Here is a 22,047-nt window from a genome sequence, read left to right on the forward strand (position 1 = left end):
GTCGCTGACATCGATGGCCATCGATACCGTTCAATACGCAACCGTTTCCGACCGGCCGCCTCGAATCACTTCAATGCTGCTGCCGCCGGCCGCGCTCGCGCGGACCGCCGGCGGCAGCCGCGTCGGCAGCGGCGGAACGTTCACGTTCGCGACGGCGGTTCTCGTGGTGCCGGACAGTTGCTGCAGCGATACGCCCGCCGCGGCGAGCGCCGACGGCGACAGCTTGTTGTCCGTGCGCACCGCGACCGTCTGCATCGCCATTTCGTCGTCGCGCGGATTGCGCAGCGCGAGCGTCAGCCGGCCGCTCGCCTCGCCGAGCGTCAGCGCGTCGACCTGCGCGGTCGGCACGGCGAGCACGGCAATCCGCACGTTGCTCGGCTGTGCGTTGCTGCCGTTCGTGTTGCTGCCGCTGTCGCGCTCGGGCGTGGCGTCGCCGAATGCGAGCACACGGACTTTCGACATCAACAGTCGCGCCTGCGTCTGCGACACCTCGCCGTCGAGCATCGCGTTGCCTTCGCGCTTCAGGTTCAGGAACACGTCGACGAAATTGCCGGGACGCAGCCGGTTGCCGACCGCGTTCGTTTCGTCGACGCGCACTGCCACCGCGCGCTCGCCGGGCTGCACGTCCTCGGCGAGCCCCGATACGAGCGCGTCGGAGACGACCGGCGACGACGCCGGGATGTCGCGCGCCGGCACGCGGCCGACGAGTGTGGAGGCGTCGGCAAATGCGCCGGCGGGCACGGGCGACGTCGGCTGGATTTTCAATGCGTCGGCGGCGATCGGCTGCCCGGCCGGCAGCGTGCGCGTCGCGATGACGATCGGCACCGGGCTCGCAGCAATCGTTTGCTGTACCGGCGCGGGACGCGGCGTGCTGCGCCCGAGCATCCAGGCATAGATGCCGAGCAGAACCGCGATCGCGATGAGGAGCCCCGCGATGATCTTCGTCAAGTTGTTCGTCATGTTGATCTAGGAATGCCGGAATGAATGCTCGAATGTTCTTGCGTCGCGCGGCTCATATGCGCCCGTTACAGCATCGACTGCGGAATCTGTACGACCGCGGAACTCGTCAGCGGCCCGTTCAGCACTTTCCCGACAAACGGCATCGTCGCGAGCCAGGCAAGCGGCGAATAGCTCGCGGTGACCGTCAGGCAGTTCGTCGAACCCGACGAGCCGTTGCTGCACGCGGCCGTCTTGACGGCAACCGACAGGTGCTGCGCGTCGCTGCCCAGCCAACCCAACGCGCCCAGTGTCGTATTGCACGCGTTCTGCGTACGCGTCACGGAATTCGATGCGGTCGCACATGAAGTGACGTCGCCACCGAGGCCGGGCGCGTAGTTCAAGCCGGCCCGGGCGCCCTCGCTGACCGCGAAAGTGAGGCTCTGCTGAATGACGAAGACCATCCCGAAGGTGACGATCGCATAGAAGATCACGAAAAACAGCGGGAACACGATCGCGAACTCGACGGCCGTCGCACCGCGCTGATGCCGCCGCCCGCAAAGCGTTCCTGGCCGCTTCATCGACCGCCTCCCGCCACGGCAAGGTAGACGAGCCACACGGCCGCCGGCGCCACGAGACAGGCCGCGTACGGTGTGGCGCGATGGCCGCCGAGCATGAGCACCGGCTGGCCCTGCGGCCACAAGGCGCGAATCGGCGTGCGCGACACCAGCATCAGCACCAGCGCATGGATACCGGCGGCGAGACTCGCGACGATCCACAGCCATAGCAGCGCATGCGCGCCGCACCAGGCGCCGAGTACCGCGAAGACCTTGAGGTCTGCTGCGCCCATCACGCGAAGCAGGAAAAACGGGACTAAAGCAATCAGGCCGATCAGCATGCCGATCGTTGCCGAAAGCGGGGAAATGCCGAAGGGATTCGCGTTCAGAAATGCACTGAGAAACGCCAAAGCCAGTCCGCCCAGAACGAGCGAATTCGGAACGCGCCGAACGCGAACATCGCTTGCAGCGACAAACGCCGCCCAAGCCAGAAATGCACCGATGAAGATTAACTGTGCCATCGCATCACGATCGCCGAGCGCAACGCGACAGACGAATTGCCCAAGGGCAATCCGTCTGTCAGCACATCAGGACGATCTTATAGCGGTGATGAAATTGGCTTACTCGCTCGTGCCCTTAGTCCAGGGAGACGTGCACGCCGCACTATTCGACGGGTCGGTGATGCACTTGCCGAGATTGTTGAACATGTTCCCCAGGCTCCCGCCAATCGACGAAACCCCCGCGACGATTGCCACGGCAATCAACCCCGCGATCAGCCCATATTCGATCGCGGTCACCCCGGTTTCTTCCTTAAGGAAGCGCTTGATGATTGCTTTCATTTTCTTTCCTCGTGCCTTTATCTATGTACTGTGGCCTTTTATACGTTCTACTGCCTCGCATATCTGGCCCGTTTGCCCCACGTCGCCCGCCGCGCTTGCCGCGACGATGACCGGGTGCTTTCTCTTTATAGGTCGCCCCGAAGGGCATAGCTCAACATTTGATGCAAGTTAACATTCGCGATAGAGCCCCTCCTCGAACGTCGTGTACCGATCTGTACATTTCCTTACACCTGCCCAGAATCTTATCTCTGATTCTCTTTAATTTCCAACCCCTTTTTGGCCATCGGGACCGGAAATTGCCAGTGGGCGCACGTGTATTTGTACGGCGTTTCCGCGCGTCCCACACATAGGACTTACGATAGGTTAGATGTGCACACCTAATCCATCAGTAAAACAGTCCGACCGGCCTGCCGGCCCCCGCTCCACCCCGTGCCGCTTCCTGTTCCGCGTTACGCCGCACGCGTAACGCCAATGCTGTGACGTTACGTTACGCGGCGGCAGAAATCACGGGGTTCGGGGTGCCCTTAAAAAGATTTAACAATCTTTCTACTCCCCTAAATTCCTTTTCCCACAAGGAATTGCGTGGTTTAAAACGATTTCGGCGCGTTCGGCCGCCAAATTGGCACGACAGTTGCAGAGTAGTCCCCGCATCACTCAACACAACACAGCTTTTAATGCGAGGACGAAATGGACATTCAGGTTATCCCTCATGGCACGTTCCGGGCGACTCTGATCGCGGCCACCGTAGCAGCCATGCTCTCCCTCTCCGCATGCGGCGGTTCCGGTTCCATCAGCAAGGGACTCGGCGGCGGCTCGAGTTCCGGCGGCGGCGATATCGTGACGTCCGGCGGCACGTCGGGCTCGTCCGGTTCGTCGGGTTCGTCCGGCACCTCGGGCACGAGCGGCACCAGCGGCTCGAGCAGCGGTAGCACGAGCGGCTCGACGAGCGGCAGCACCAGCGGCTCGACGAGCGGCACGACGAGTGGAACGTCCAGCGGAACGAGTGGAACGTCCGGCGTGTCCGCGAACCCGGTGGGACAGGTCCTCGCACAAGGCAGCAACGTCGTCACGAACCTGGGCGATACCTTGTCCGGCGCCGGCTCGATGCTCGCAGGGCAATCGCTGCCCGGCGTCAATCCGGCCACCACGCAGGCAGCGGGCGGCATCGTGCAGAACGTCGGCGGCGCAGTCAGCGCGCTCGGCACCGGCCTCGGCAACGGTCTCGGCCAGCTCGGTGCGACCGCCAATCCGGTCGGCACTACGGTCGCCAGCACGGGCGGCGTCGTCAATCAGCTCGGCGGCGCAGTCACGCAGACCGGCAATCTCGTCACGAGCCTCGGCAGCGGTCCGCTGTCGCCGCTCGCACCGGTCACGGGCGCGGTCGGCGGCCTCGTGTCGACGGTCGGCAACGCGGTATCGAACGGCGGCACGACGCTCGGCAATGTGCTGTCGACGGGCCCGATCCAGCAAGTGACGCAGACGGTCAGCTCGGCCATCACGCCGATCACGACGATGGTCGGTCAGACGACGCAGACGATCGGCACGACCACCGGTCTCGGCGCACCGGTCAACACGCTGCTCGGCACCGTCGGGAACGGCCTGAACCAGGCCGGCGCGCTGCTCGCGTCGACGGGCGGCAACCCCGTCACGACCGGCCTCGGCAATACCGTTTCGTCGACCGGCAACACCGTGAAGGCCGTCGGCGGCTTGCTTACCGGCAGCACCGGCGGCGTGACGAACCCGCTCGCGCCGCTCACGGGTCTCGTCTCGACGGTCACGGGCACGCTCGGCGGTGCCACAGGCGGCGGCAGCGGTCCGCTCGCACCCATCACCGGCCTCGTCTCGACCGTCACCGGCACGCTCGGCGGTGCCGCAGGCGGTACGAGCGGCGGCCCGCTCGCGCCCGTCACCGGCCTCGTCTCGACCGTCACGGGCACGCTCGGCGGTGCCGCAGGCGGCGGCAGCGGTCCGCTCGCGCCCGTCACCGGCCTGGTCTCGACCGTCACCGGCGCACTCGGCGGTGCCGCGGGCGGCGGCAGCAGCCCGCTCGCCCCCGTCACCGGTCTCGTCTCGACCGTCACCGGCGCGCTCGGCGGTGCCGCAGGCGGCAGCAGCCCGCTCGCCCCCGTCACCGGTCTCGTCTCGACCGTCACCGGCGCGCTCGGCGGCGCCGCAGGCGGCAGCAGCCCGCTCGCCCCCGTGACGGGCGCGGTCTCGACGGTCACCAGCACGGTCGGCAGCGCAACGGCCGGTGCGCCGGCGCTGAGCGGCAGCACGGGCGCCGTCACGAACTCGGGCTCGTCGTCGAACCTGCTGTCGCCGGTGACCTCGCTGATCGGCGGCCTGCTCGGCGGCACGCGCGGCAAGTAATCCGACATCCATTCATCGACAAGACAGCGAGGAGCCCACCATGTCCCAACAACGTTCCCTGACGACGGCCGCCCTGCAACAGTGGCGCGTCCCCCTCACCGCTTTCGCGGCCGCGTGCCTGCTCGCCGCATGCGGCGGCAACAGCGTGAGCAATCCGCCGACCAGCAGCAGCGGCGGCAACAACCCGAGCACGAGCGGCACGCCGAGTACGAGCGGCACCAGCGGCACGTCGAGCGGCACGAAGGGCGTCGTCACGACGGTCGGTCAGACGGCGACCGACCTCGGCAACACGGTCGGCAACGTGAGCGTGCCCGGTCTCGGCGACGGCGTGACGAAGGGTGTCGGCGCCACGATCGCGAGCACCGGCACGATCATCGATGCGGCCGCCGATGCAGTCAGCAACGGCCTCGGCCAGATCGGCTCGACGAACGATCCGGTCGGCACGACGGTCGCCGGACTCGGCAACGTCGTCGGCGCGACGAGCAACACGGTGTCGGGCGTGAGCTCGACGGTGAAGGCGCTCGGCACGGGCCCGCTGTCGCCGCTCGCCCCCGTCACGACGCCGGTCGGCACCGTGCTCGACACGGTCGCGAACGGCCTCTCGGCAGCCGGCACGACGGTCGGCTCGACGCTGTCGTCGGGCGCCGTGCAGCAGGTCACGCAGCCGATCAGCTCCGCCGTCACGCCGCTCGTGATCACGGCCGGCCAGATCACGCAGCAGGTCGGCACGACGACCGGCCTCGGTCAACCCGTGTCGGGCCTGCTCGGCCAGGTCGGCGGCGCGATCAGCTCGGCCGGCACACAGGTGGCCGGCACGTCGAGCCAGCCGCTGGTCGGCGACGTCGGTCAGCTCGTCACCGCGGTCGGCAACACGGTGACGAACGCCGGCGGCCTCGTGAATCCGAACGGCCCGAACGGCGCGGCACCGATTCCCGGACTGCTGACGAGCCTCGTCGGCGGCTCGACCGCGACGGTCCAGAGCGGCACCGGATCGGCCGCCGGTGCAACCAACCCGCTCGGCGGCCTGCTGTCCGGCCTCGGTTCGACGCCGCTCGGCTCGCTGACGGGCGCACTCGGCGGGGCGACCGGCGGCACGAGCAGCGGCCCGCTCGCACCGGTGACCGGTCTCGTGTCGACCGTTACCGGCGCGCTCGGCGGCGCAACGGGCGGCGCAGGCGGCGCGAATCCGCTCGCGCCCGTCACCGGATTGCTGAATACTGTCACCGGCGCAGTCGGCGGCGCGGCAGGGTCCGCCGGCGGCACGTCGAGCCCGCTCGCACCGGTCACGTCGCTGGTCGGCGGCGTCACGGGCTCGGCATCGACGGGCAGTTCGACGGGCCTGCTCGCGCCGGTCACGGGGTTGCTGGGTACGCTGGGCAGCGTCGGCAAGTAAGGAGGACGGTCGCGTCGTCGCAGCCGGAGCGCGCGACGCGGCCGTACCAACACATCCGGCAAGGCGGCACACGGCACACGGCGCGCGGTACCGACGGTATCGCGCGCCGGCATTAGAAGACGAGAAGCAAGGCCTACGAGGAAAAGAAATGAAATCCAGACTCGATACATGGATGATGCTGCTCGCGATCGCGGCAGCAGGCACGGCACAGGCGCAAACGCGCGTCGCGGGCAATCCGCTCGACTCCCTCCCGCAGATCAACGCACCGAAACAAGGGCCCAACGTGACGGTGCAGGTCGCGCCGCAGGCACCGCAGCTGCAGGAACTGCTGTCGCGTCACCTGACGCCGACGACGTTCCAGGTCGAAGGCGTGAAGTCCGTTCCGTTCGAAGAGATCTCGCGTCGCTTCACGCCGCTCGTCGGCAAGGACATCACGATCGGCGAACTGATCGAGACCGCGAACGGCGTGACGAAGCTGTACCAGGACCGCGGCTACGCGCTGTCGTTCGCATTCATTCCCGCGCAGACGTTCGAGAACGGCGCCGTGCGCGTGACGGTCGTCGAAGGCTACGTCGCGGACGTGAAGGTCACCGGCAAGCCGGGCGCGATGGAGTCGAAGATTCGCGCGATCGCTGCGCACATCACGGCCGATCGTCCACTGCGTCGCGCGACGTTCGAACGCTACGTGAACACGTTCGGTCTGCTGCCGGGCGTCAGCGTGAAAGCGAACGTGCCGCCGCCGCAAACGACGGACGGCGCGACCACGCTCGAGCTCGCCGTCGACCGCAAGCCGTTCAACGTCAGCACCGGCATCGACTTCAACCATCCGGGCGTGCAGGGGCTCATCACCGCGACCGAGAACGGCCTCACGTCGTTCGGCGAACAGCTGAGCATCTCCGCCCTCGCGCCGCCGGGGCGCGACAAGCAGACGTACTTCGCATTCAGCGGCGCGGTGCCGGTCGGCAGCAGCGGCCTGATCACGCGGCTCGACGCGAGTACGTACCGCGGCAAGCCGACCGACAATCCGGGCCTGCCGTCGTACATCGAACGCACGGTGAAGAACGAGAAGCTCGGCCTGTCGGCATCGTATCCGCTGCTGCTGAACAATCAGCGCAGCCTGCTCGGCACCGTGTCGGCCTATGCATCGCACAACGAAGACAACTATCAGAATCGGATCACCGGTGCGACGCTCGACAACCGCTCGCAGGTGCGCGTGCTGCAACTGCAGTTCGACTACACGAGCGTGCAGCCGAAGCAGGTTCGCAAGCTGAGCTTCAACGTCGCGAAGGCGTTCGACATTCTCGGCGCATCGAAGTCGCAGATCGGCACGGCCTCGGGCGTCACGACGACGTATGCCGATCCGATCTCGCTGACGTTCGTCCGCACCGGCGCGACCTTTACGCAAACCAACGAATGGCCGTTCCGGATCGGCACGTCGATCTCGCTGACGGGCCAGTACAGCCCCGACTCGCTGCCGACGTCCGAGCAGATCTCGTTCGGCGCGACGCGTTACGCGCTCGGCTATCAACCGGGCGAGACGTCGGGCGATTCGGGCTGGGGCATGTCGCTCGAAGTGAACCGCGCGTTCTCGCCGGGCTGGACCTATCTGAAGTCGATCACGCCGTACGTCGCGTACGACATGGCGCGCGTGTATCTGCACGCAGGCACGCCGTTGCCGAACCGGCTCTCGTCGGTCGGCGTCGGCGTGCGGCTGACCGACAGCCGCTACTACAGCCTCGATCTGTCCGTCGCGAAGCCGGTCGGCGACGCGCCGGTCGAAAGCGCATCGAGAAGCCCGCGCGTGAACGCCGCATTTTCGTATCAGTTGAACTGATCGTCCGAACGGCCCGCCTCGCGCGGGCCGTTTCGATTAGAGTGCCCTCTATCAAACGCGGCGCACGGTTTCACGTATTCTGGCTGAGCTCGCAACAAGTGGCCGTCCGATGCAGGCGGCTCGCGCGCGCAATCGAACACGACACGAGAAACAAGGAGGACGACAATGATTCAACTGACCCGCCCGTTGCGCATCATTGCACTCGCCGGCGCCCTGCTCGCCTGTGCCGCCCCGTCGTTCGCGCAAGCGGACAGCCCCGTCGGCGTCTGGCAGACGATCGACGACAACACCCATCAGCCGAAGGCGCTCGTGCAGATTGCCGACGACGGCGACGGCACGTTGTCGGGCAAGGTGATCAAGGGGCTCGGCGCGAACGATACGCCCGATCGCCGCTGCACGGCGTGCACGGACGAACGCAAGGATCAGCTGATCAAGGGCATGACGATCATCAAGGCGATGAAGAAGGACGGCGATCACTGGGACGGCGGCAACATCCTGGATCCGGAGAACGGCAAGGTCTACAAGTGCAAGATGACGCTCGAAGACGGCGGCCAGAAGCTCGTCGTACGCGGCTATATCGGCGTGTCGCTGCTCGGCCGGTCGCAGACCTGGGTGCGCCAGCAGTAACGCACTGCGCGTTCGCGCGCGCAACGCGATAAAGCAATCGGCCTGCGACGGAAGTCGACAGGCCGATTTTCATTTGGCGCGACGGTGAACGGAACCGCGGCTCACGCCGCCTGCTTCATCGCATTGGGCCGACAGCCGTTCGCTGCACGAAAGGCCGATGCGCTGCCGCTGCGCGCCTCGGCCGCCTTCGACTGCGCATGCTTGCGCATCCGCGCAGACAGCTCGTTGCACAGATTCACGCCGGCATCGCCGTACAGCGCCTGCATGACGCGCATCAGCGTGCCCGACTCGTGCCAGACCTTGAACCGGCGATGGCAGGTTTGATAGGACGGGTAGCGGCGCGGCATCGACGACCACGTCGCGCCGCTGTAGATCACCCATAGCACGCCGTTCAGCACGGCGCGCGTGTTGGCGAGCGGACGGCCGCGCAATTCGGCGCGCGGCTGCATCTCCGGCAGAAGCGGCGCGATGCTGCGCCATTCGTAGTCGGTCAATTCGCGATACGGCGTCATGGAGATCTCCAGCCTTAGGAACCATGACGCAACGATATCGGCTGACCTCGACGCTGAATATAAGACGAATCTGAAATTGCGCGTCGATTCGATGCATTTGACGGGATTTAACGATTGGATCGCAACGCGCACACAGCCGCGCTCAGGTGAGCGAAGTATCGACGATGCGCCGCGGCGTCTCGAGATATTCCTTCGACTGCATCTCGACGATGCGCGACACCGTACGCGCGAACTCGTTGGCCATCGGGCCTTCGACGTACAACTGCTCGGCCGGCACCGCCGCCGACATCAGCAGCTTCACCTTGTGGTCGTACAGCACGTCGATCAGCCAGGTAAAGCGCCGCGCTTCGGACGCCATGCGCGGCGACATCTGCGGCACCTCGGACAGCACGATTGCATGAAAGCGGCTCGCCAGTTCGAGGTAGTCGTTCTGCGAGCGCGGCCCGCCGCACAGCGTCGCGAAATCGAACCAGACGACGCCGTCGGCCTTGCGCAAGGCCTTCAGTTCGCGCTTCTCGATATGCAGAATCGGACTTTCGTCGGGCACCGCCGCGAGCTTCGCGAACGCATGACGCAGTTCGCGATCGGCCTGCGCGCCGAGCGGCGTGTGATACATCTGCACCTGCGCGAGCGTGCGCTGCCGATAGTCGATGCCCGCATCGACGTTGATCACGTCGAGCTTCTCCTTGATCAGCGCGATCGCCGGCAGCATGCGGTCGCGATGCAGGCCGTCCGGATAGAGGTCGTCCGGATCGTAGTTGGACGTCATCACGAACTGCACGCCGTTCGTGAACAGCCGATCGAGCAGCCGGTACAGGATCATCGCGTCGGCGATGTCGGACACGTGGAATTCGTCGAAGCAGATCAGCCGGTAGCGCTTCGCGATGCGGCGGGCGAGCTCGTCGAGCGGATCGGCCTGCCCCTTCAGTTCCTCGAGCTCGCGATGCACTTCGCGCATGAACTCGTGGAAATGCAGGCGCGTCTTGCGCTGGACGGGCACGACCGCGTAGAAGCTGTCCATCAGGAAGCTCTTGCCGCGGCCGACGCCGCCCCACATGTAGACGCCGCGCGGCAGATCGGGGTGATTGATCAGCTTCTTGAACGCGTTCGAGCGGCGCGCCTTGTACGCGACCCACTCGTCGTAGCAGCGCTGCAGGCGATCGACGGCCGCCCGCTGCGCGGCGTCCGACTGATAGCCGCGCGTGGTCAGCTCGCGTGTGTAGTATTCGGTGACGTTCATCGGGCAAACCAAAAAAACGAAGGCGAGCGGGAAACCCCGCCCGCCTTCGTCATGAGACGGCTGCGCCGGCCGACGTGCGGCCGGCGCCGGACCACGCTCAGCTGTTCAGCGAGCGTTTGTCGACGGCGAGCGCCGCTTCGCGCATCACTTCCGACATCGACGGGTGCGGATGGCAGATGCGGGCGATGTCTTCCGACGCCGCCTTGAACTCCATCGCCACCACGGCTTCCGCGATCAGATCCGACGCGTTCGCCGCGATCACGTGCACGCCGAGCAGTTCGTCGGTCTTCGCGTCCGCGATCATCTTCACGAAACCGTCCGGCGCGTTCATGCCGAGCGCGCGGCCGTTGATCGAGAACGGGAACTTGCCCGTCTTGATCTCGCGGCCTTCCGCCTTCAGCTGCTGCTCGGTCTTGCCGACCCACGCGATTTCCGGGTACGTGTAGATCACCCACGGAATGCAGTTGTAGTCGATGTGCGGCTTCTGGCCGTCGATCACTTCCGCGACCAGCACGCCTTCGTCTTCCGCCTTGTGCGCGAGCATCGGGCCGCGCACGACGTCGCCGATCGCGTAGACGTTCGGCACCGCCGTGCGGCAGTGGTCGTCCACGTCGATGAAGCCGCGCTCGTTCGTCTTCAGGCCGATCGCCTCGAGGCCGAGATTGTCGGTGTTCGGCACGCGGCCGACCGACACGATCAGGCGGTCGGCGTCGAGCGTCTGCGCGTTGCCGTCCTTGTCGGTGTAGGCGATCGACACGCCGTTCGCGGTCGTCTTCACTTCGCCGATCTTCACGCCGAGATGGATGTCGAGGCCCTGCTTCTTGAACAGCTTCGCGGCTTCCTTCGCGAGTGCTTCGTCGGCTGCGCCGAGGAACGCCGGCAGCGCTTCGAGCACCGTCACTTCGGCGCCGAGACGACGCCACACCGAGCCGAGCTCGAGGCCGATCACGCCTGCGCCGATCACGGCGAGCTTCTTCGGCACCGAGTCGAACGTCAGCGCGCCTTCGTTGTCCGACACGATCTTGTTGTCGACCGGGATGCCCGGCAGATGACGCGCCTTCGAGCCCGTCGCGATGATCACGTTCTTCGCGGTGACGACTTCGGTTTCGCCCTCGCCGCTGACTTCGATCTGCACGCCGGCGTCGGTCTTGCCGGTGAACTTGCCGTGGCCCTTCAGCCAGGTGATCTTGTTCTTCTTGAACAGGAACTCGATCCCGCTCGTCATCTTCTCGACGATCGCATCCTTGCGGCCGAGCATCTTCGCGATGTCGATCTTCACGCCGTCGACGCTGATGCCGTGATCGGCCAGATGATGCTGCGCGTTTTCGAACTCTTCCGACGAGGCGAGCAGCGCCTTCGACGGGATGCAGCCGACGTTCAGGCACGTGCCGCCGAGCTTCAGCGCGCCGGCCGGGTTCTTCCACTTCTCGATACAGGCAACGGTCTTGCCGAGCTGCGCGGCACGGATCGCGGCGATGTAGCCGCCGGGGCCGGCGCCGATCACGACGACGTCAAATTCCTTGGACATGGCAATCCTTTCTACTTGTGCATCCGCACGGACGCGCGGTCGCGCGCCCGTGCGGAGCGGGTCAATGCGGTGAGACTCGGCTTACAGGTCGAGCAGCAGACGTGCCGGATCTTCCAGCGCATCCTTCATCGCGACGAGCGACAGCACGGCTTCGCGGCCGTCGATGATGCGGTGGTCGTACGACAGCGCGAGGTAGTTGATCGGACGGATCACGATCTGGCCGTTTTCGACGACCGGACGCTCCTTCGTCGCATGCACGCCGAGGATTGCCGACTGCGGCGGGTTGATGATCGGGGTCGACAGCATCGAGCCGAACACGCCGCCGTTCGAGATCGAGAACGTACCGCCCGTCATTTCCTCGATCGACAGCTTGCCGTCCTTCGCCTTCTGGCCGAATTCGGCGATCTTCTTCTCGATCTCGGCAAGGCTCAGCTGATCCGCGTTGCGCAGGATCGGCACGACGAGGCCGCGCGGCGAACCGACCGCGATACCGATGTCGAAATAGCCGTGGTAGACGATGTCGTTACCGTCGATCGACGCGTTCACGAGCGGGAACTTCTTCAGCGCGTGGACGGCCGCCTTCACGAAGAACGACATGAAGCCGAGCTTCACGCCGTGTTCCTTCTCGAACTTGTCCTTGTACTTCGCACGCAGGTCCATGACCGGCTGCATGTTGACTTCGTTGAACGTCGTCAGGATCGCGTTGGTCTGCTGCGACTCGAGCAGACGCTCGGCGATACGCGCACGCAGGCGCGACATCGGCACGCGCTGTTCCGGACGGTCGTTCAGCCAGGTCGTTGCCGACGCCGGCACCTTCACTTCCGGCAGCGCCGGCTTGGCCGCGGCCTTTGCCGGTGCGGCGGCCGGAGCAGCCGCCTTCGGCGCGCTGCCGGCGGCGAGCGCGTCGCCCTTCGTGACGCGGCCGTCGCGGCCCGAGCCGGCGACGTCGCCTGCCGACAGGCCCTTCTCGGCCAGCAGCTTCGCTGCGGCCGGCGAGGCCGTGCCCGACGAAGCGGCCGTCGTCGATGCTGCGGCCGTCGCGGCAGCCGGCTGAGCGGCCGGTGCCGCTGCGGGTGCGGCGGCCGGCTTGACTTCGGCTGCGCCTGCCGCGGCTTCGGCAGCGCCCGCCTTCGCTTCGGTGTCGATCGTCGCGATCACCTGATCGGCGACCACCGTGTCACCGTCGTTCTGCAGCACTTGCGCGAGCACGCCCGCGGCCGGCGCCGGCACTTCGAGCACGACCTTGTCGGTCTCGAGTTCGATCAGGATTTCGTCCTGCGCGACTGCTTCGCCCGGCTTCTTCTTCCACTGCAGCATGGTGGCTTCCGACACCGACTCCGAAAGCTGGGGGACTTTGACTTCTACGATAGCCATGTGATTTTCCTGGATGCTTAATCTGGGTAATGACGAGATTCCTGCGGCTCTTTCGGCCCGTGCGGCGCGCGGCGCGCGCGGCAGGCCGAAAGAGACGGGAAAGCGCAGCGCGCCTTCCCGTATCGCTTCCGTCGATTATTTCGCGATCGATGCGCTCTTCAGGCGGCCGAATGCACCTTCGACGAGGGCCTTCTGCTGCTCGTAGTGCTTCGCGTAGTAGCCGACCGCCGGCGAGGCCGAAGCCGGGCGGCCGCTGTACGCGAGCTTCTGCCCTTCCTTCATGCCTTCCTTCAGGTGGTGCTCGACGTAGAACCAGGGGCCCTGGTTCTGCGGCTCGTCCTGCACCCAGACCACTTCCGTCGCGTTCTCGTACTTCTTCATTTCAGCTTCGAACTGCTTGTGCGCGAACGGATACAGCTGTTCGATACGGATGATCGCGACGTCGTTCGCCTTCGTTTCGCGGCGGTGCGCGACGAGGTCGTAGTACACGCGGCCCGAGCACACCAGTACGCGCTTGACCTTCTTCGCGTCGATGCCGCCGTCGATTTCGCCCAGCACGGGCTGGAACGAACCCTTCGCGAGTTCCGACAGATCCGACACCGCTTCCTTGTGACGCAGCAGCGACTTCGGCGTCGCGACGATCAACGGCTTGCGGAACAGACGGATCATCTGGCGACGCAGCAGGTGGAAGATCTGCGCCGGCGTCGTCGGCTGGACGACCTGCATGTTGTGATCCGCGCACAGCTGCAGGAAACGCTCGATGCGGGTCGACGAGTGTTCCGGACCCTGGCCTTCGTAGCCGTGCGGCAGCAGCATCGTGAGGCCCGACACGCGGCCCCACTTCACTTCGCCCGACGAGATGAACTGGTCGATCACGACCTGCGCGCCGTTGACGAAGTCGCCGAACTGCGCTTCCCACAGCACGAGCGTGTTCGGCTCGGCGGTCGAGTAGCCGTATTCGAAGCCCAGCACCGCTTCTTCCGACAGCACCGAGTCGATCACCGTGAACTTCGCCTGGCCTTCCGCGATGTTCTGCAGCGGCACGTACGTGCCGTCGTTCCAGCGCTCGCGGTTCTGGTCGTGCAGCACCGCGTGACGGTGCGTGAACGTGCCGCGGCCCGAGTCCTGGCCGGTCAGGCGCACTGCATAGCCCGATGCGACGAGCGACGCGAACGCGAGGTGCTCGGCCATGCCCCAATCGAGCGGCTGATCGCCGCGCGCCATGTTGCGGCGATCGTTGATCACGCGCTCGACGAGCGGGTGAACCTTGAAGTTTTCCGGCACCGTCGTGATGCGTTCGCCGAGACGCTTCAGTTCGGCGAGCGGCACGGCCGTATCGGCAGCGTCCGTCCACTTGCGGTTCAGGAACGGCACCCAGTCGACCGCGTACTTGCTCTTGTAGTTCGACAGGACCGGATCGACCGTGTGGTGACCGTCGTCCATCGCCTTGCGGTACGCCTTCACGTAAGCTTCGGCGTCTTCGGCGGTGATCACGCCCTGCTGCACGAGCTTCTCGGCGTACAGCGCGCGGGTGCCCGGGTGCTGCGCGATCTTCTTGTACATCAGCGGCTGCGTGACGGCCGGCGTGTCCTGCTCGTTGTGACCCAGCTTGCGGAAGCAGACGATGTCGATCACGACATCCTTGTGGAACTGCATGCGGTAGTCGATCGCGATCTGCGTCGCGAGGACCACGGCTTCCGGATCGTCGCCGTTCACGTGCAGCACCGGCGCCTCGATCATCTTGACGACGTCGGTACAGTACAGCGTCGAGCGCGCATCGCGCGGGTCCGACGTCGTGAAGCCGATCTGGTTGTTGATGACGATGTGCAGCGTGCCGTGCGTGCCGTAGCCGCGCGTCTGCGCGAGGTTCAGCGTTTCCATCACGACGCCCTGGCCCGCGAAGGCCGCGTCGCCGTGGATCTGCACCGGCAGCACTTGCGCGCCGTCTTCGTCGCCGCGACGGTCCATCCGCGCCTTCGCGGAACCTTCGACCACCGGGTTCACGATTTCGAGGTGCGACGGGTTGAACGCGAGCGACAGGTGAACCGGGCCGCCTTCCGTCGACACGTCCGACGAGAAGCCCTTGTGGTACTTCACGTCACCGGCCGGCAGGTCGTCGACGTGCTTGCCTTCGAATTCGGCGAACAGGTCCGCCGGCATCTTGCCGAGCGTGTTCACGAGCACGTTCAGACGGCCGCGGTGGGCCATGCCGATCACGATTTCCTGCACGCCCTTCTTGCCCGCGTGCTGGACGACTTCGTCCATCGCCGCGATGAAGCTCTCGCCGCCTTCGAGCGAGAAGCGCTTCTGGCCGACGTACTTCGTGTGCAGATAGCGCTCGAGGCCTTCCGCAGCCGTCAGGCGGTTCAGGATGTGCTTCTTCTTGTCGGCCGAGAAGTTCGGCGTCGCGCGGATCGATTCGAGACGCTCCTGCCACCAGCGCTTCTGTTCCGGATCGCTGATGTACATGAACTCGGCGCCGATCGTGCCGCAGTACGTGTCGCGCAGGCCCTTCACGATATCGCGCAGCGATGCCTGATCGAAACCGAAGTACAGGTTGCTTGCGCTGTACGTCTGGTCGAGGTCGGCTTCGGAGAAATCGTAGAACGCGGGTTCGAGTTCGGGAATGGCGGGACGTTCGCGACGCTTCAGGGGATCGAGATTGGCCCATTGCGAGCCGAGGAAGCGATAGGCGCTGATGAGGGACTGGACGTGGACTTGCTTGCGCGCCGTTGCCAGATTGGTACCGCTTTCGCGCGGAATGAAGGCATTGGCCTTCGCGCGCTGGGCGAACGACTCGACGATCGGGTAATGCGCCACGTCGCTGGCGTTCGAACCGTCCGTCGCAGGAACGTTCTGCAACGCGTCGAAATACTCTCGCCAGTTCTCGGGCACTGACGCCGGATTATCGAGATATGCTTCGTACTGTTCTTCTACGTACGAAGCATTGCCGCCGAACAAATAGGAGTTCAGCTGGAACTGCTTCATTACATCTGACATTTTACGCTCACCTTTCTTCGAGCTTCTCGAGAAATAGCGGGTTACTCAACCTTCCGCGACACGGCCTGACCGTTTAGCGGATTGCGCGAATCAAGTCTGCTGGGAAGGACCTAAAACTTGCGTGCGCGCAGCATATCACAGAACCGATACCGAAGTTCACGGCGGAACACGCACGAAAGCGCCGTGCGACGGGGTTTTGCCGCATTGCCGCGCAGGGTTGAAACAGTGTTTTGCAGCGCGTCGTCGCATGCGGCGCGCGACCATGCAAAAAGCCGCCCGAAGGCGGCTTTCTGGCGACCGGCGATCAGCACCGCGCGACTCAGTCGACTGCGGCTTCGCGGCTCGCGCGGCGACGCTCGTGCTCCTTCAGGAAGCGCTTGCGCAGACGGATCGATTGCGGCGTGACTTCGACGAGCTCGTCGTCGTCGATGAATTCGACCGCGTACTCGAGCGACATCTGGATCGGCGGCACGAGGCGCACCGCTTCGTCGGTGCCCGAGGCGCGCACGTTGGTCAGCTGCTTGCCCTTGATCGGGTTCACGACGAGGTCGTTGTCGCGGCTGTGGATGCCGATGATCATCCCTTCGTAGAGCGCATCGCCCGGCTTCACGAACATGCGGCCGCGATCCTGCAGCTTCCACAGCGCGTAGGCGACTGCGGCGCCGTCGTCCTGCGAGATCAGCACGCCGTTGCGGCGCTCGCCGACCGAGCCTTCCTTGACCGGTGCGTACGAGTCGAAGATGTGGCTCATCAGGCCCGTGCCGCGCGTGAGCGTCAAGAATTCGCTCTGGAAGCCGATCAGCCCGCGCGCCGGAATCCGGTATTCGAGACGCGTGCGGCCGCGGCCGTCCGACGCCATGTCGAGCATTTCGCCCTTGCGGCGGCCGAGCTCTTCCATCACGCCGCCCTGGTGCTCGTCCTCGACGTCGACCGTCAGCAGCTCGTACGGCTCGTGCTTCACGCCGTCGATTTCCTGCATCACGACGCGCGGACGCGACACGGCGAGTTCGTAGCCTTCACGGCGCATGTTCTCGACGAGAATCGTCAGATGCAGTTCGCCGCGGCCCGACACTTCGAACACCGTTTCGTCGCCGGTGTCGCGCACGCGCAGCGCGACGTTGTGGTTCAGCTCCTTCATCAGACGGTCGCGGATCTGGCGGCTCGTCACGAACTTGCCTTCGCGGCCCGCGAGCGGCGACGAGTTCACGAGGAAGTTCATCGTCAGCGTCGGCTCGTCGACCGTGATCATCGGCAGCGCTTCGGGCGTGTCGACGGCGCAGATCGTCGCGCCGATGCCGACGTCTTCAATGCCGTTGATCAGCACGATGTCGCCGGCCTCGGCCGATTCGACCTGGACGCGCTCGAGGCCCTTGAACGACAGCACCTGGTTGATCTTGCGGTTCAGCACCTCGCCTTCCGGACCGAAGCGCATCGCGACCTGCTGGCCCGGCTTGATGCGGCCGCGCGTGATGCGGCCGACGCCGATCCGGCCCACGTAGGTCGAATAGTCGAGCGACGTGATCTGCAGCTGCAGCGGCGCGTCGGGATCGGCCGGGCGGACCGGCACGTGCGCAAGGATCGCCTCGAACAGCGGACGCATGTCGCCTTCGCGCGCCGCCGGATCGAGCGACGCGTAGCCGTTCAGGCCCGACGCATAGACGATCGGGAAATCGAGCTGCTCTTCGGTCGCGCCGAGCTTGTCGAACAGGTCGAACGTCTGGTTGATGACCCAGTCGATCCGCGCGCCCGGACGGTCGATCTTGTTGACGACGACGATCGGCTTCAGGCCGAGCGCGAGCGCCTTCTTCGTGACGAAGCGCGTCTGCGGCATCGGGCCCTCGACCGCGTCGACGAGCAGCAGCACCGAGTCGACCATCGACAGCACGCGCTCGACTTCGCCGCCGAAGTCCGCGTGCCCCGGCGTGTCGACGATGTTGATGTGCGTGCCTTCGTATTCGACCGCGCAGTTCTTCGCGAGAATCGTGATCCCGCGCTCCTTTTCGATGTCGTTCGAGTCCATCACCCGTTCGGCAACCTGCTGGTTCTCGCGGAAGGTGCCGGACTGGCGAAGCAGTTGGTCGACGAGCGTAGTCTTGCCGTGGTCGACGTGGGCGATGATGGCGATGTTGCGAAGGGCGCGGGTCATAGAAACCTGGAAATCGATTGAACGCGCAAACGCGCACGCTCGTTCGACACGGGCGCGCGCGTTGCAGCTTGGAAAGCCTCAAATTATAGCACGCGCGAATGTCGTCAGCCGGCAGTTGCGTTGCAACGCAGCATGCGGGCCGCCGGCAACGACCTGCTCCGTCGATCGTCGATGCGCGCAAGCGGCGTGCCGCGCACCGTAAAAACCCCGATGCGCGTAAGGAAATGCGGCGGCGTTCAGCGCGCGCGCATCCGTTCGATTAACATTTGCCGCGGCAAGCAATTGTGCCTATACTGCTGCCTAGTCAACTATTGCAGCTTCAGGGTTTTATGTCGGATTCCTCTTCTCATTCGCCCGCGTCGGCGCTGTCGTCGTATCAGATGAACGACAGCGTCGGCTATCTGATGTCGCGCGTGAAGTCGCTGATGACGAACCTCGTCACGCAGCGTACGCAGGAGGAGCTCGGCATCACGGGCACGCAGGCGAGCATGCTGTTCATGATCGCGGTCGGCAAGTGCTCGACGGCCGCGGAGCTCGCGCGCGAATACGCGATCGATGCGAGCGCGGTCACGCGCCTGCTCGATCGCGTCGAGAAACGCGGGCTGCTGTGCCGCGTGCGCTCCGTCGAAGATCGCCGCGTCGTGCGCCTCGAACTGACCGACGAAGGCCGGGCGCTGGCCGAGCGGCTGCCGGCGATCTTCCGCAGCGTGCTCGATCAGCTGCTGGGCGGCTTCACGCCGGAAGAAGTCGGGTTCCTGAAGAGCATGCTGCGCCGGATTCTCAGCAACTATTGCGAGACCGCCGGCGGCAGCGTCGCGCAATAGTTGCCATAACAATTACTTTTGACAGATTAATGTAAGGAAATCCTTGCAGTGTCCATCATTCATTCCGAGTCAGGGATCAGCGCGATGAAATCCTCCCCGTTGTCCGTGCGTGCCGGGTCGCGCCGCACCGCCGTTGCCGTCGCGGTCGCCGCACTGGCACTGGCGGGCTGCGCGAACTACATCGGCATCAAGAGCGACAAGCAGATCGCCCCCGCGTCGCAATTCGAAACGGCGCAGAGCCTTCCGGCCCAGGGCGGCCGCTGGCCGTCGCTCGACTGGGCAAGCCAGTTCGGCGATCCGCAGCTGCCGAAGCTGATCGACGAGGCGCTCGCCGGCAATCCGTCGATCGCGCAGGCGCAGGCGCGCATCGCGAAGGCGTCGTCGTACATCGAATCGTCGCGCTCCAACCTGCTGCCGAAGGCCGAAGCGAGCTACTCGTGGACGCGCGAGCTCTATTCGGCGAACGGCCTCTTCCCGCCGCCGTACGGCGGCCAGTGGTACAGCGAGAACAACGTGCTCGCCAGCGCATCGTGGGAGCTCGACCTGTGGGGCAAGAACCGCGAGCGTCTGCGCACGGCCGTGTCGCAGGAAAAGGCCGCGGAAGCCGACATGCAGCAGGCGCGCATCACGCTCGCCTCGTCGGTCGCGCGCACCTACAACTCGCTCGCGCAACTGTACGCGCTGCGCGACATCGCGCAGCGCGAGATCGCCAACCGCGAGTCGGTCGGCAAGATCACCGACGGCCGCGTGTCGGCCGGCCTCGACACGAACGTCGAACGCCAGACCGCGCGCGGCAACATCGCGACGACGCAGGCGTCGCTGTCCGATCTCGACGGTCAGATCACGACCGTGCGCTATCAGCTCGCCGCACTGCTCGGCAAAGGGCCGGACCGCGGGCTGCAGATCGCCGCGCCGGTGCTGAACCCGGCCGGCGACGTCGCGCTGCCCGACAACCTGCCTGCCGACCTCGTGTCGCGCCGCCCCGACATCGTCGCCGCGCGCTGGCAGGTCGAAGCGGCAATGCACGACGTGAAGGAAGCGAAGGCCGAGTTCTTCCCGGACGTGAACCTCGCGGCCGGTTTCGGCTTCGATGCGTTCGGCTGGGGCAAATTCCTGAACTTCACGAGCCGCCAGGCGCAGTTCGGCCCGGCGATCCACCTGCCGATCTTCGACGCCGGCGCGCTGCGCGCGCAGCTCAAGGGCCGCTACGCGGACTTCGATCTGTCGGTCGCGAACTACAACCAGACGCTGATCAGCGCGCTGAACGACGTGGCGACGCAAGTGGCCGCGATCCGTGCGATCGATCGCCAGATGGGCGACGCGCAGCGCGCGCTCGACGCGTCGACGCGCGCGTACGACCTCGCGGTGATCCGCTACAAGGCCGGGCTGTCGCCGCAACTGCAGGTGCTGACCGCGGACAGCAACCGGCTCGCCTCGGAGCAGACCGTGACGAATCTGAAGATGCGCCGTCGCGACATGCAGCTCGCGCTGATCAAGGCGCTCGGCGGCGGCTTCGATGCGACCGGCACCGCGCTCGCGGCACCCGAGACCGCCAAACAGACCCGACAGGCCGCCAACTGATCCGGCGCCGCCCTACCAAGACACTCGAAATAACGGACGGAGAAAATCGCCATGAGCGACCCTCAACAAAACGCCGCCAGCGCCCAGCCGCAGAACAACGGCAAGCGCAAACGGATGATGACGCTGCTCGTCGCGGTCATCGTGATCGCGGCCATCGCATACGGCCTCTACTACTTCCTCGTCGCGCGCTTCCATGAGGAAACCGACGACGCATACGTGAACGGCAACGTCGTGCAGATCACGCCGCAGGTCACGGGCACCGTGATCGCGGTCAAGGCCGACGACACGCAGACGGTGAAGGCCGGCGATCCGCTCGTCGTGCTCGATCCGGCCGACTCGCAGGTCGCGCTGCAGCAGGCGGAAGCGAACCTCGCGCAGACCGTGCGCCAGGTGCGCGGCCTGTTCGTCAACGACGATCAGTACCGCGCGCAGGTCGCGCTGCGTCAGTCCGACCTGTCGAAGGCCGAGGACGACTTGCGCCGCCGTCTCGCCGTCGCGCAGACGGGCGCGGTGTCGCAGGAAGAAATCTCGCACGCGCGCGACGCCGTGCGCGCCGCGCAGGCGTCGCTCGACGCCGCGCAGCAGCAGCTCGCGTCGAACCGCGCGCTGACCGCGAACACGACGATCGCGTCGCACCCGAACGTGCTCGCCGCAGCCGCAAAGGTTCGCGACGCATACCTCGCGAACGCGCGCAACACGCTGCCCGCGCCGGTGACCGGCTACGTCGCGAAGCGCTCGGTGCAGGTCGGCCAGCGCGTGTCGCCCGGCACGCCGCTGATGTCGGTCGTGCCGCTGAACGCGGTGTGGGTCGACGCGAACTTCAAGGAAGTGCAGCTCAAGCACATGCGCATCGGCCAGCCGGTCGAACTGACGGCCGACATCTACGGCTCGTCGGTCGTCTATCACGGCAAGGTGGTCGGCTTCTCGGCCGGCACGGGCTCGGCGTTCTCGCTGCTGCCGGCGCAGAACGCGACCGGCAACTGGATCAAGGTCGTGCAGCGCCTGCCGGTGCGTATCGAACTCGATCCGAAGGATCTCGACAAGCATCCGCTGCGCATCGGTCTGTCGATGCAGGTCGACGTCAACATCAAGGACGAACGCGGGGACCAGCTCGTCAACGTACCGAATACCGTCTACCAGACCGACGTGTTCGCGAAGTACGGCGACGAAGCCGACGCGGAAATCGCACGCATCATCGCGGAAAACGCGGGCGGCAACGCGCCGGCGCCCGCTGCCGCTGCGGCGAAGCGCACCGCCGCGCCGAAGCTGATGTAACCGTTCCGACT

The 22,047-nt window shown here is 65.8% G+C and carries 18 protein-coding genes; 7 read left to right on the forward strand and 11 right to left on the reverse strand.

All coding sequences use genetic code 11. From position 1 onward, the window contains the following. Positions 1 to 30: 30 nt before the first annotated feature. The 4 genes from cpaB to BCR55_RS00560 form a co-directional block, all read right to left on the reverse strand. Positions 31 to 960: a Flp pilus assembly protein CpaB gene (cpaB, locus tag BCR55_RS00545; RefSeq protein WP_006404933.1), complete on the reverse strand. Its 930-nt coding sequence runs from the start codon at positions 958 to 960 to the stop codon at positions 31 to 33. A gap of 65 nt (positions 961 to 1,025) precedes the next feature. Beyond that, the gene (locus BCR55_RS00550) at positions 1,026 to 1,517 is read right to left on the reverse strand and encodes a TadE/TadG family type IV pilus assembly protein (protein WP_006404934.1); all 492 of its coding nucleotides are present in this window, start codon (positions 1,515 to 1,517) and stop codon (positions 1,026 to 1,028) included. Then, entirely contained in the window at positions 1,514 to 2,014 is a 501-nt protein-coding gene (locus BCR55_RS00555; RefSeq protein WP_065494016.1) for a prepilin peptidase, read from the reverse strand. The genes BCR55_RS00550 and BCR55_RS00555 overlap by 4 nt, the downstream gene beginning before the upstream one ends. A gap of 99 nt (positions 2,015 to 2,113) precedes the next feature. Continuing rightward, on the reverse strand, positions 2,114 to 2,332 hold the full coding sequence (locus tag BCR55_RS00560; protein WP_006404936.1) for a Flp family type IVb pilin: 219 nt from the start codon (positions 2,330 to 2,332) through the stop codon (positions 2,114 to 2,116). A 687-nt stretch (positions 2,333 to 3,019) separates the two neighbouring features. Here BCR55_RS00560 and BCR55_RS00565 point away from each other — a divergent pair. From BCR55_RS00565 to BCR55_RS00580, 4 genes are all read left to right on the forward strand, one after another. Then, on the forward strand, positions 3,020 to 4,702 hold the full coding sequence (locus BCR55_RS00565; protein WP_065494017.1) for a collagen-like triple helix repeat-containing protein: 1,683 nt from the start codon (positions 3,020 to 3,022) through the stop codon (positions 4,700 to 4,702). 40 nt (positions 4,703 to 4,742) lie between these two features. Further along, positions 4,743 to 6,095, forward strand: coding sequence for a collagen-like triple helix repeat-containing protein (locus BCR55_RS00570; protein WP_065494018.1), 1,353 nt, complete (start codon positions 4,743 to 4,745; stop codon positions 6,093 to 6,095). A 148-nt stretch (positions 6,096 to 6,243) separates the two neighbouring features. Beyond that, positions 6,244 to 7,929: a ShlB/FhaC/HecB family hemolysin secretion/activation protein gene (locus tag BCR55_RS00575; protein WP_065494019.1), complete on the forward strand. Its 1,686-nt coding sequence runs from the start codon at positions 6,244 to 6,246 to the stop codon at positions 7,927 to 7,929. 165 nt (positions 7,930 to 8,094) lie between these two features. Further along, complete coding sequence (locus BCR55_RS00580; protein WP_006404940.1) at positions 8,095 to 8,556, forward strand: DUF2147 domain-containing protein; 462 nt, start codon at positions 8,095 to 8,097, stop codon at positions 8,554 to 8,556. Positions 8,557 to 8,657: 101 nt separating this feature from the next. Here BCR55_RS00580 and BCR55_RS00585 read toward each other — a convergent pair whose 3' ends face one another. The 7 genes from BCR55_RS00585 to typA form a co-directional block, all read right to left on the reverse strand. Next, the gene (locus tag BCR55_RS00585) at positions 8,658 to 9,200 is read right to left on the reverse strand and encodes a transposase (RefSeq protein WP_139094007.1); all 543 of its coding nucleotides are present in this window, start codon (positions 9,198 to 9,200) and stop codon (positions 8,658 to 8,660) included. A gap of 10 nt (positions 9,201 to 9,210) precedes the next feature. Beyond that, positions 9,211 to 10,308, reverse strand: a complete 1,098-nt coding sequence (zapE, locus tag BCR55_RS00590; protein WP_006400314.1) for a cell division protein ZapE — start codon at positions 10,306 to 10,308, stop codon at positions 9,211 to 9,213. 97 nt (positions 10,309 to 10,405) lie between these two features. Beyond that, a complete protein-coding gene (gene lpdA, locus BCR55_RS00595) occupies positions 10,406 to 11,836 on the reverse strand; it encodes a dihydrolipoyl dehydrogenase (RefSeq protein ID WP_006400315.1) in 1,431 nt (476 codons plus the stop codon). A gap of 81 nt (positions 11,837 to 11,917) precedes the next feature. Next, positions 11,918 to 13,210 (reverse strand): 2-oxoglutarate dehydrogenase complex dihydrolipoyllysine-residue succinyltransferase, encoded by a 1,293-nt coding sequence (odhB, locus tag BCR55_RS00600; protein WP_059939878.1) that lies wholly within the window; start codon positions 13,208 to 13,210, stop codon positions 11,918 to 11,920. A 135-nt stretch (positions 13,211 to 13,345) separates the two neighbouring features. Further along, positions 13,346 to 16,210 carry a 2-oxoglutarate dehydrogenase E1 component gene (locus BCR55_RS00605; protein ID WP_006414736.1) on the reverse strand — a complete coding sequence of 955 codons (2,865 nt, stop codon included), beginning with the start codon at positions 16,208 to 16,210 and terminating at the stop codon, positions 13,346 to 13,348. A 110-nt stretch (positions 16,211 to 16,320) separates the two neighbouring features. Continuing rightward, positions 16,321 to 16,521, reverse strand: a complete 201-nt coding sequence (locus BCR55_RS29890; RefSeq protein ID WP_083211756.1) for a hypothetical protein — start codon at positions 16,519 to 16,521, stop codon at positions 16,321 to 16,323. Positions 16,522 to 16,529: 8 nt separating this feature from the next. Beyond that, positions 16,530 to 18,356, reverse strand: a complete 1,827-nt coding sequence (typA, locus tag BCR55_RS00610; RefSeq protein WP_006400319.1) for a translational GTPase TypA — start codon at positions 18,354 to 18,356, stop codon at positions 16,530 to 16,532. 329 nt (positions 18,357 to 18,685) lie between these two features. Here typA and BCR55_RS00615 point away from each other — a divergent pair, with 329 nt between their 5' ends. The 3 genes from BCR55_RS00615 to BCR55_RS00625 all read left to right on the forward strand — a co-directional run bounded on the left by BCR55_RS00615 (position 18,686) and on the right by BCR55_RS00625 (position 22,036). Continuing rightward, on the forward strand, positions 18,686 to 19,180 hold the full coding sequence (locus BCR55_RS00615) for a MarR family winged helix-turn-helix transcriptional regulator (protein ID WP_006400321.1): 495 nt from the start codon (positions 18,686 to 18,688) through the stop codon (positions 19,178 to 19,180). An 84-nt stretch (positions 19,181 to 19,264) separates the two neighbouring features. Further along, a complete protein-coding gene (locus BCR55_RS00620) occupies positions 19,265 to 20,761 on the forward strand; it encodes an efflux transporter outer membrane subunit (RefSeq protein ID WP_043279514.1) in 1,497 nt (498 codons plus the stop codon). A gap of 51 nt (positions 20,762 to 20,812) precedes the next feature. After that, a complete protein-coding gene (locus tag BCR55_RS00625) occupies positions 20,813 to 22,036 on the forward strand; it encodes an EmrA/EmrK family multidrug efflux transporter periplasmic adaptor subunit (RefSeq protein WP_006400323.1) in 1,224 nt (407 codons plus the stop codon). Positions 22,037 to 22,047: the final 11 nt, after the last annotated feature.

This window comes from Burkholderia sp. CCA53 (assembly GCF_001685525.1).
GTDB classification, from domain to species: domain Bacteria; phylum Pseudomonadota; class Gammaproteobacteria; order Burkholderiales; family Burkholderiaceae; genus Burkholderia; species Burkholderia multivorans.

Bases quoted from the DNA above. Each gene is read 5' to 3' on its own strand.
- cpaB (WP_006404933.1), bottom strand. From the start codon at position 960: ATGACGAACAACTTGACGAAGATCATCGCGGGGCTCCTCATCGCGATC.
- BCR55_RS00550 (WP_006404934.1), bottom strand. From the start codon at position 1,517: ATGAAGCGGCCAGGAACGCTTTGCGGGCGGCGGCATCAGCGCGGTGCG.
- BCR55_RS00555 (WP_065494016.1), bottom strand. From the start codon at position 2,014: ATGGCACAGTTAATCTTCATCGGTGCATTTCTGGCTTGGGCGGCGTTT.
- BCR55_RS00560 (WP_006404936.1), bottom strand. From the start codon at position 2,332: ATGAAAGCAATCATCAAGCGCTTCCTTAAGGAAGAAACCGGGGTGACC.
- BCR55_RS00565 (WP_065494017.1), top strand. From the start codon at position 3,020: ATGGACATTCAGGTTATCCCTCATGGCACGTTCCGGGCGACTCTGATC.
- BCR55_RS00570 (WP_065494018.1), top strand. From the start codon at position 4,743: ATGTCCCAACAACGTTCCCTGACGACGGCCGCCCTGCAACAGTGGCGC.
- BCR55_RS00575 (WP_065494019.1), top strand. From the start codon at position 6,244: ATGAAATCCAGACTCGATACATGGATGATGCTGCTCGCGATCGCGGCA.
- BCR55_RS00580 (WP_006404940.1), top strand. From the start codon at position 8,095: ATGATTCAACTGACCCGCCCGTTGCGCATCATTGCACTCGCCGGCGCC.
- zapE (WP_006400314.1), bottom strand. From the start codon at position 10,308: ATGAACGTCACCGAATACTACACACGCGAGCTGACCACGCGCGGCTAT.
- lpdA (WP_006400315.1), bottom strand. From the start codon at position 11,836: ATGTCCAAGGAATTTGACGTCGTCGTGATCGGCGCCGGCCCCGGCGGC.
- odhB (WP_059939878.1), bottom strand. From the start codon at position 13,210: ATGGCTATCGTAGAAGTCAAAGTCCCCCAGCTTTCGGAGTCGGTGTCG.
- BCR55_RS00605 (WP_006414736.1), bottom strand. From the start codon at position 16,210: ATGTCAGATGTAATGAAGCAGTTCCAGCTGAACTCCTATTTGTTCGGC.
- typA (WP_006400319.1), bottom strand. From the start codon at position 18,356: ATGACCCGCGCCCTTCGCAACATCGCCATCATCGCCCACGTCGACCAC.
- BCR55_RS00615 (WP_006400321.1), top strand. From the start codon at position 18,686: ATGTCGGATTCCTCTTCTCATTCGCCCGCGTCGGCGCTGTCGTCGTAT.
- BCR55_RS00620 (WP_043279514.1), top strand. From the start codon at position 19,265: ATGAAATCCTCCCCGTTGTCCGTGCGTGCCGGGTCGCGCCGCACCGCC.
- BCR55_RS00625 (WP_006400323.1), top strand. From the start codon at position 20,813: ATGAGCGACCCTCAACAAAACGCCGCCAGCGCCCAGCCGCAGAACAAC.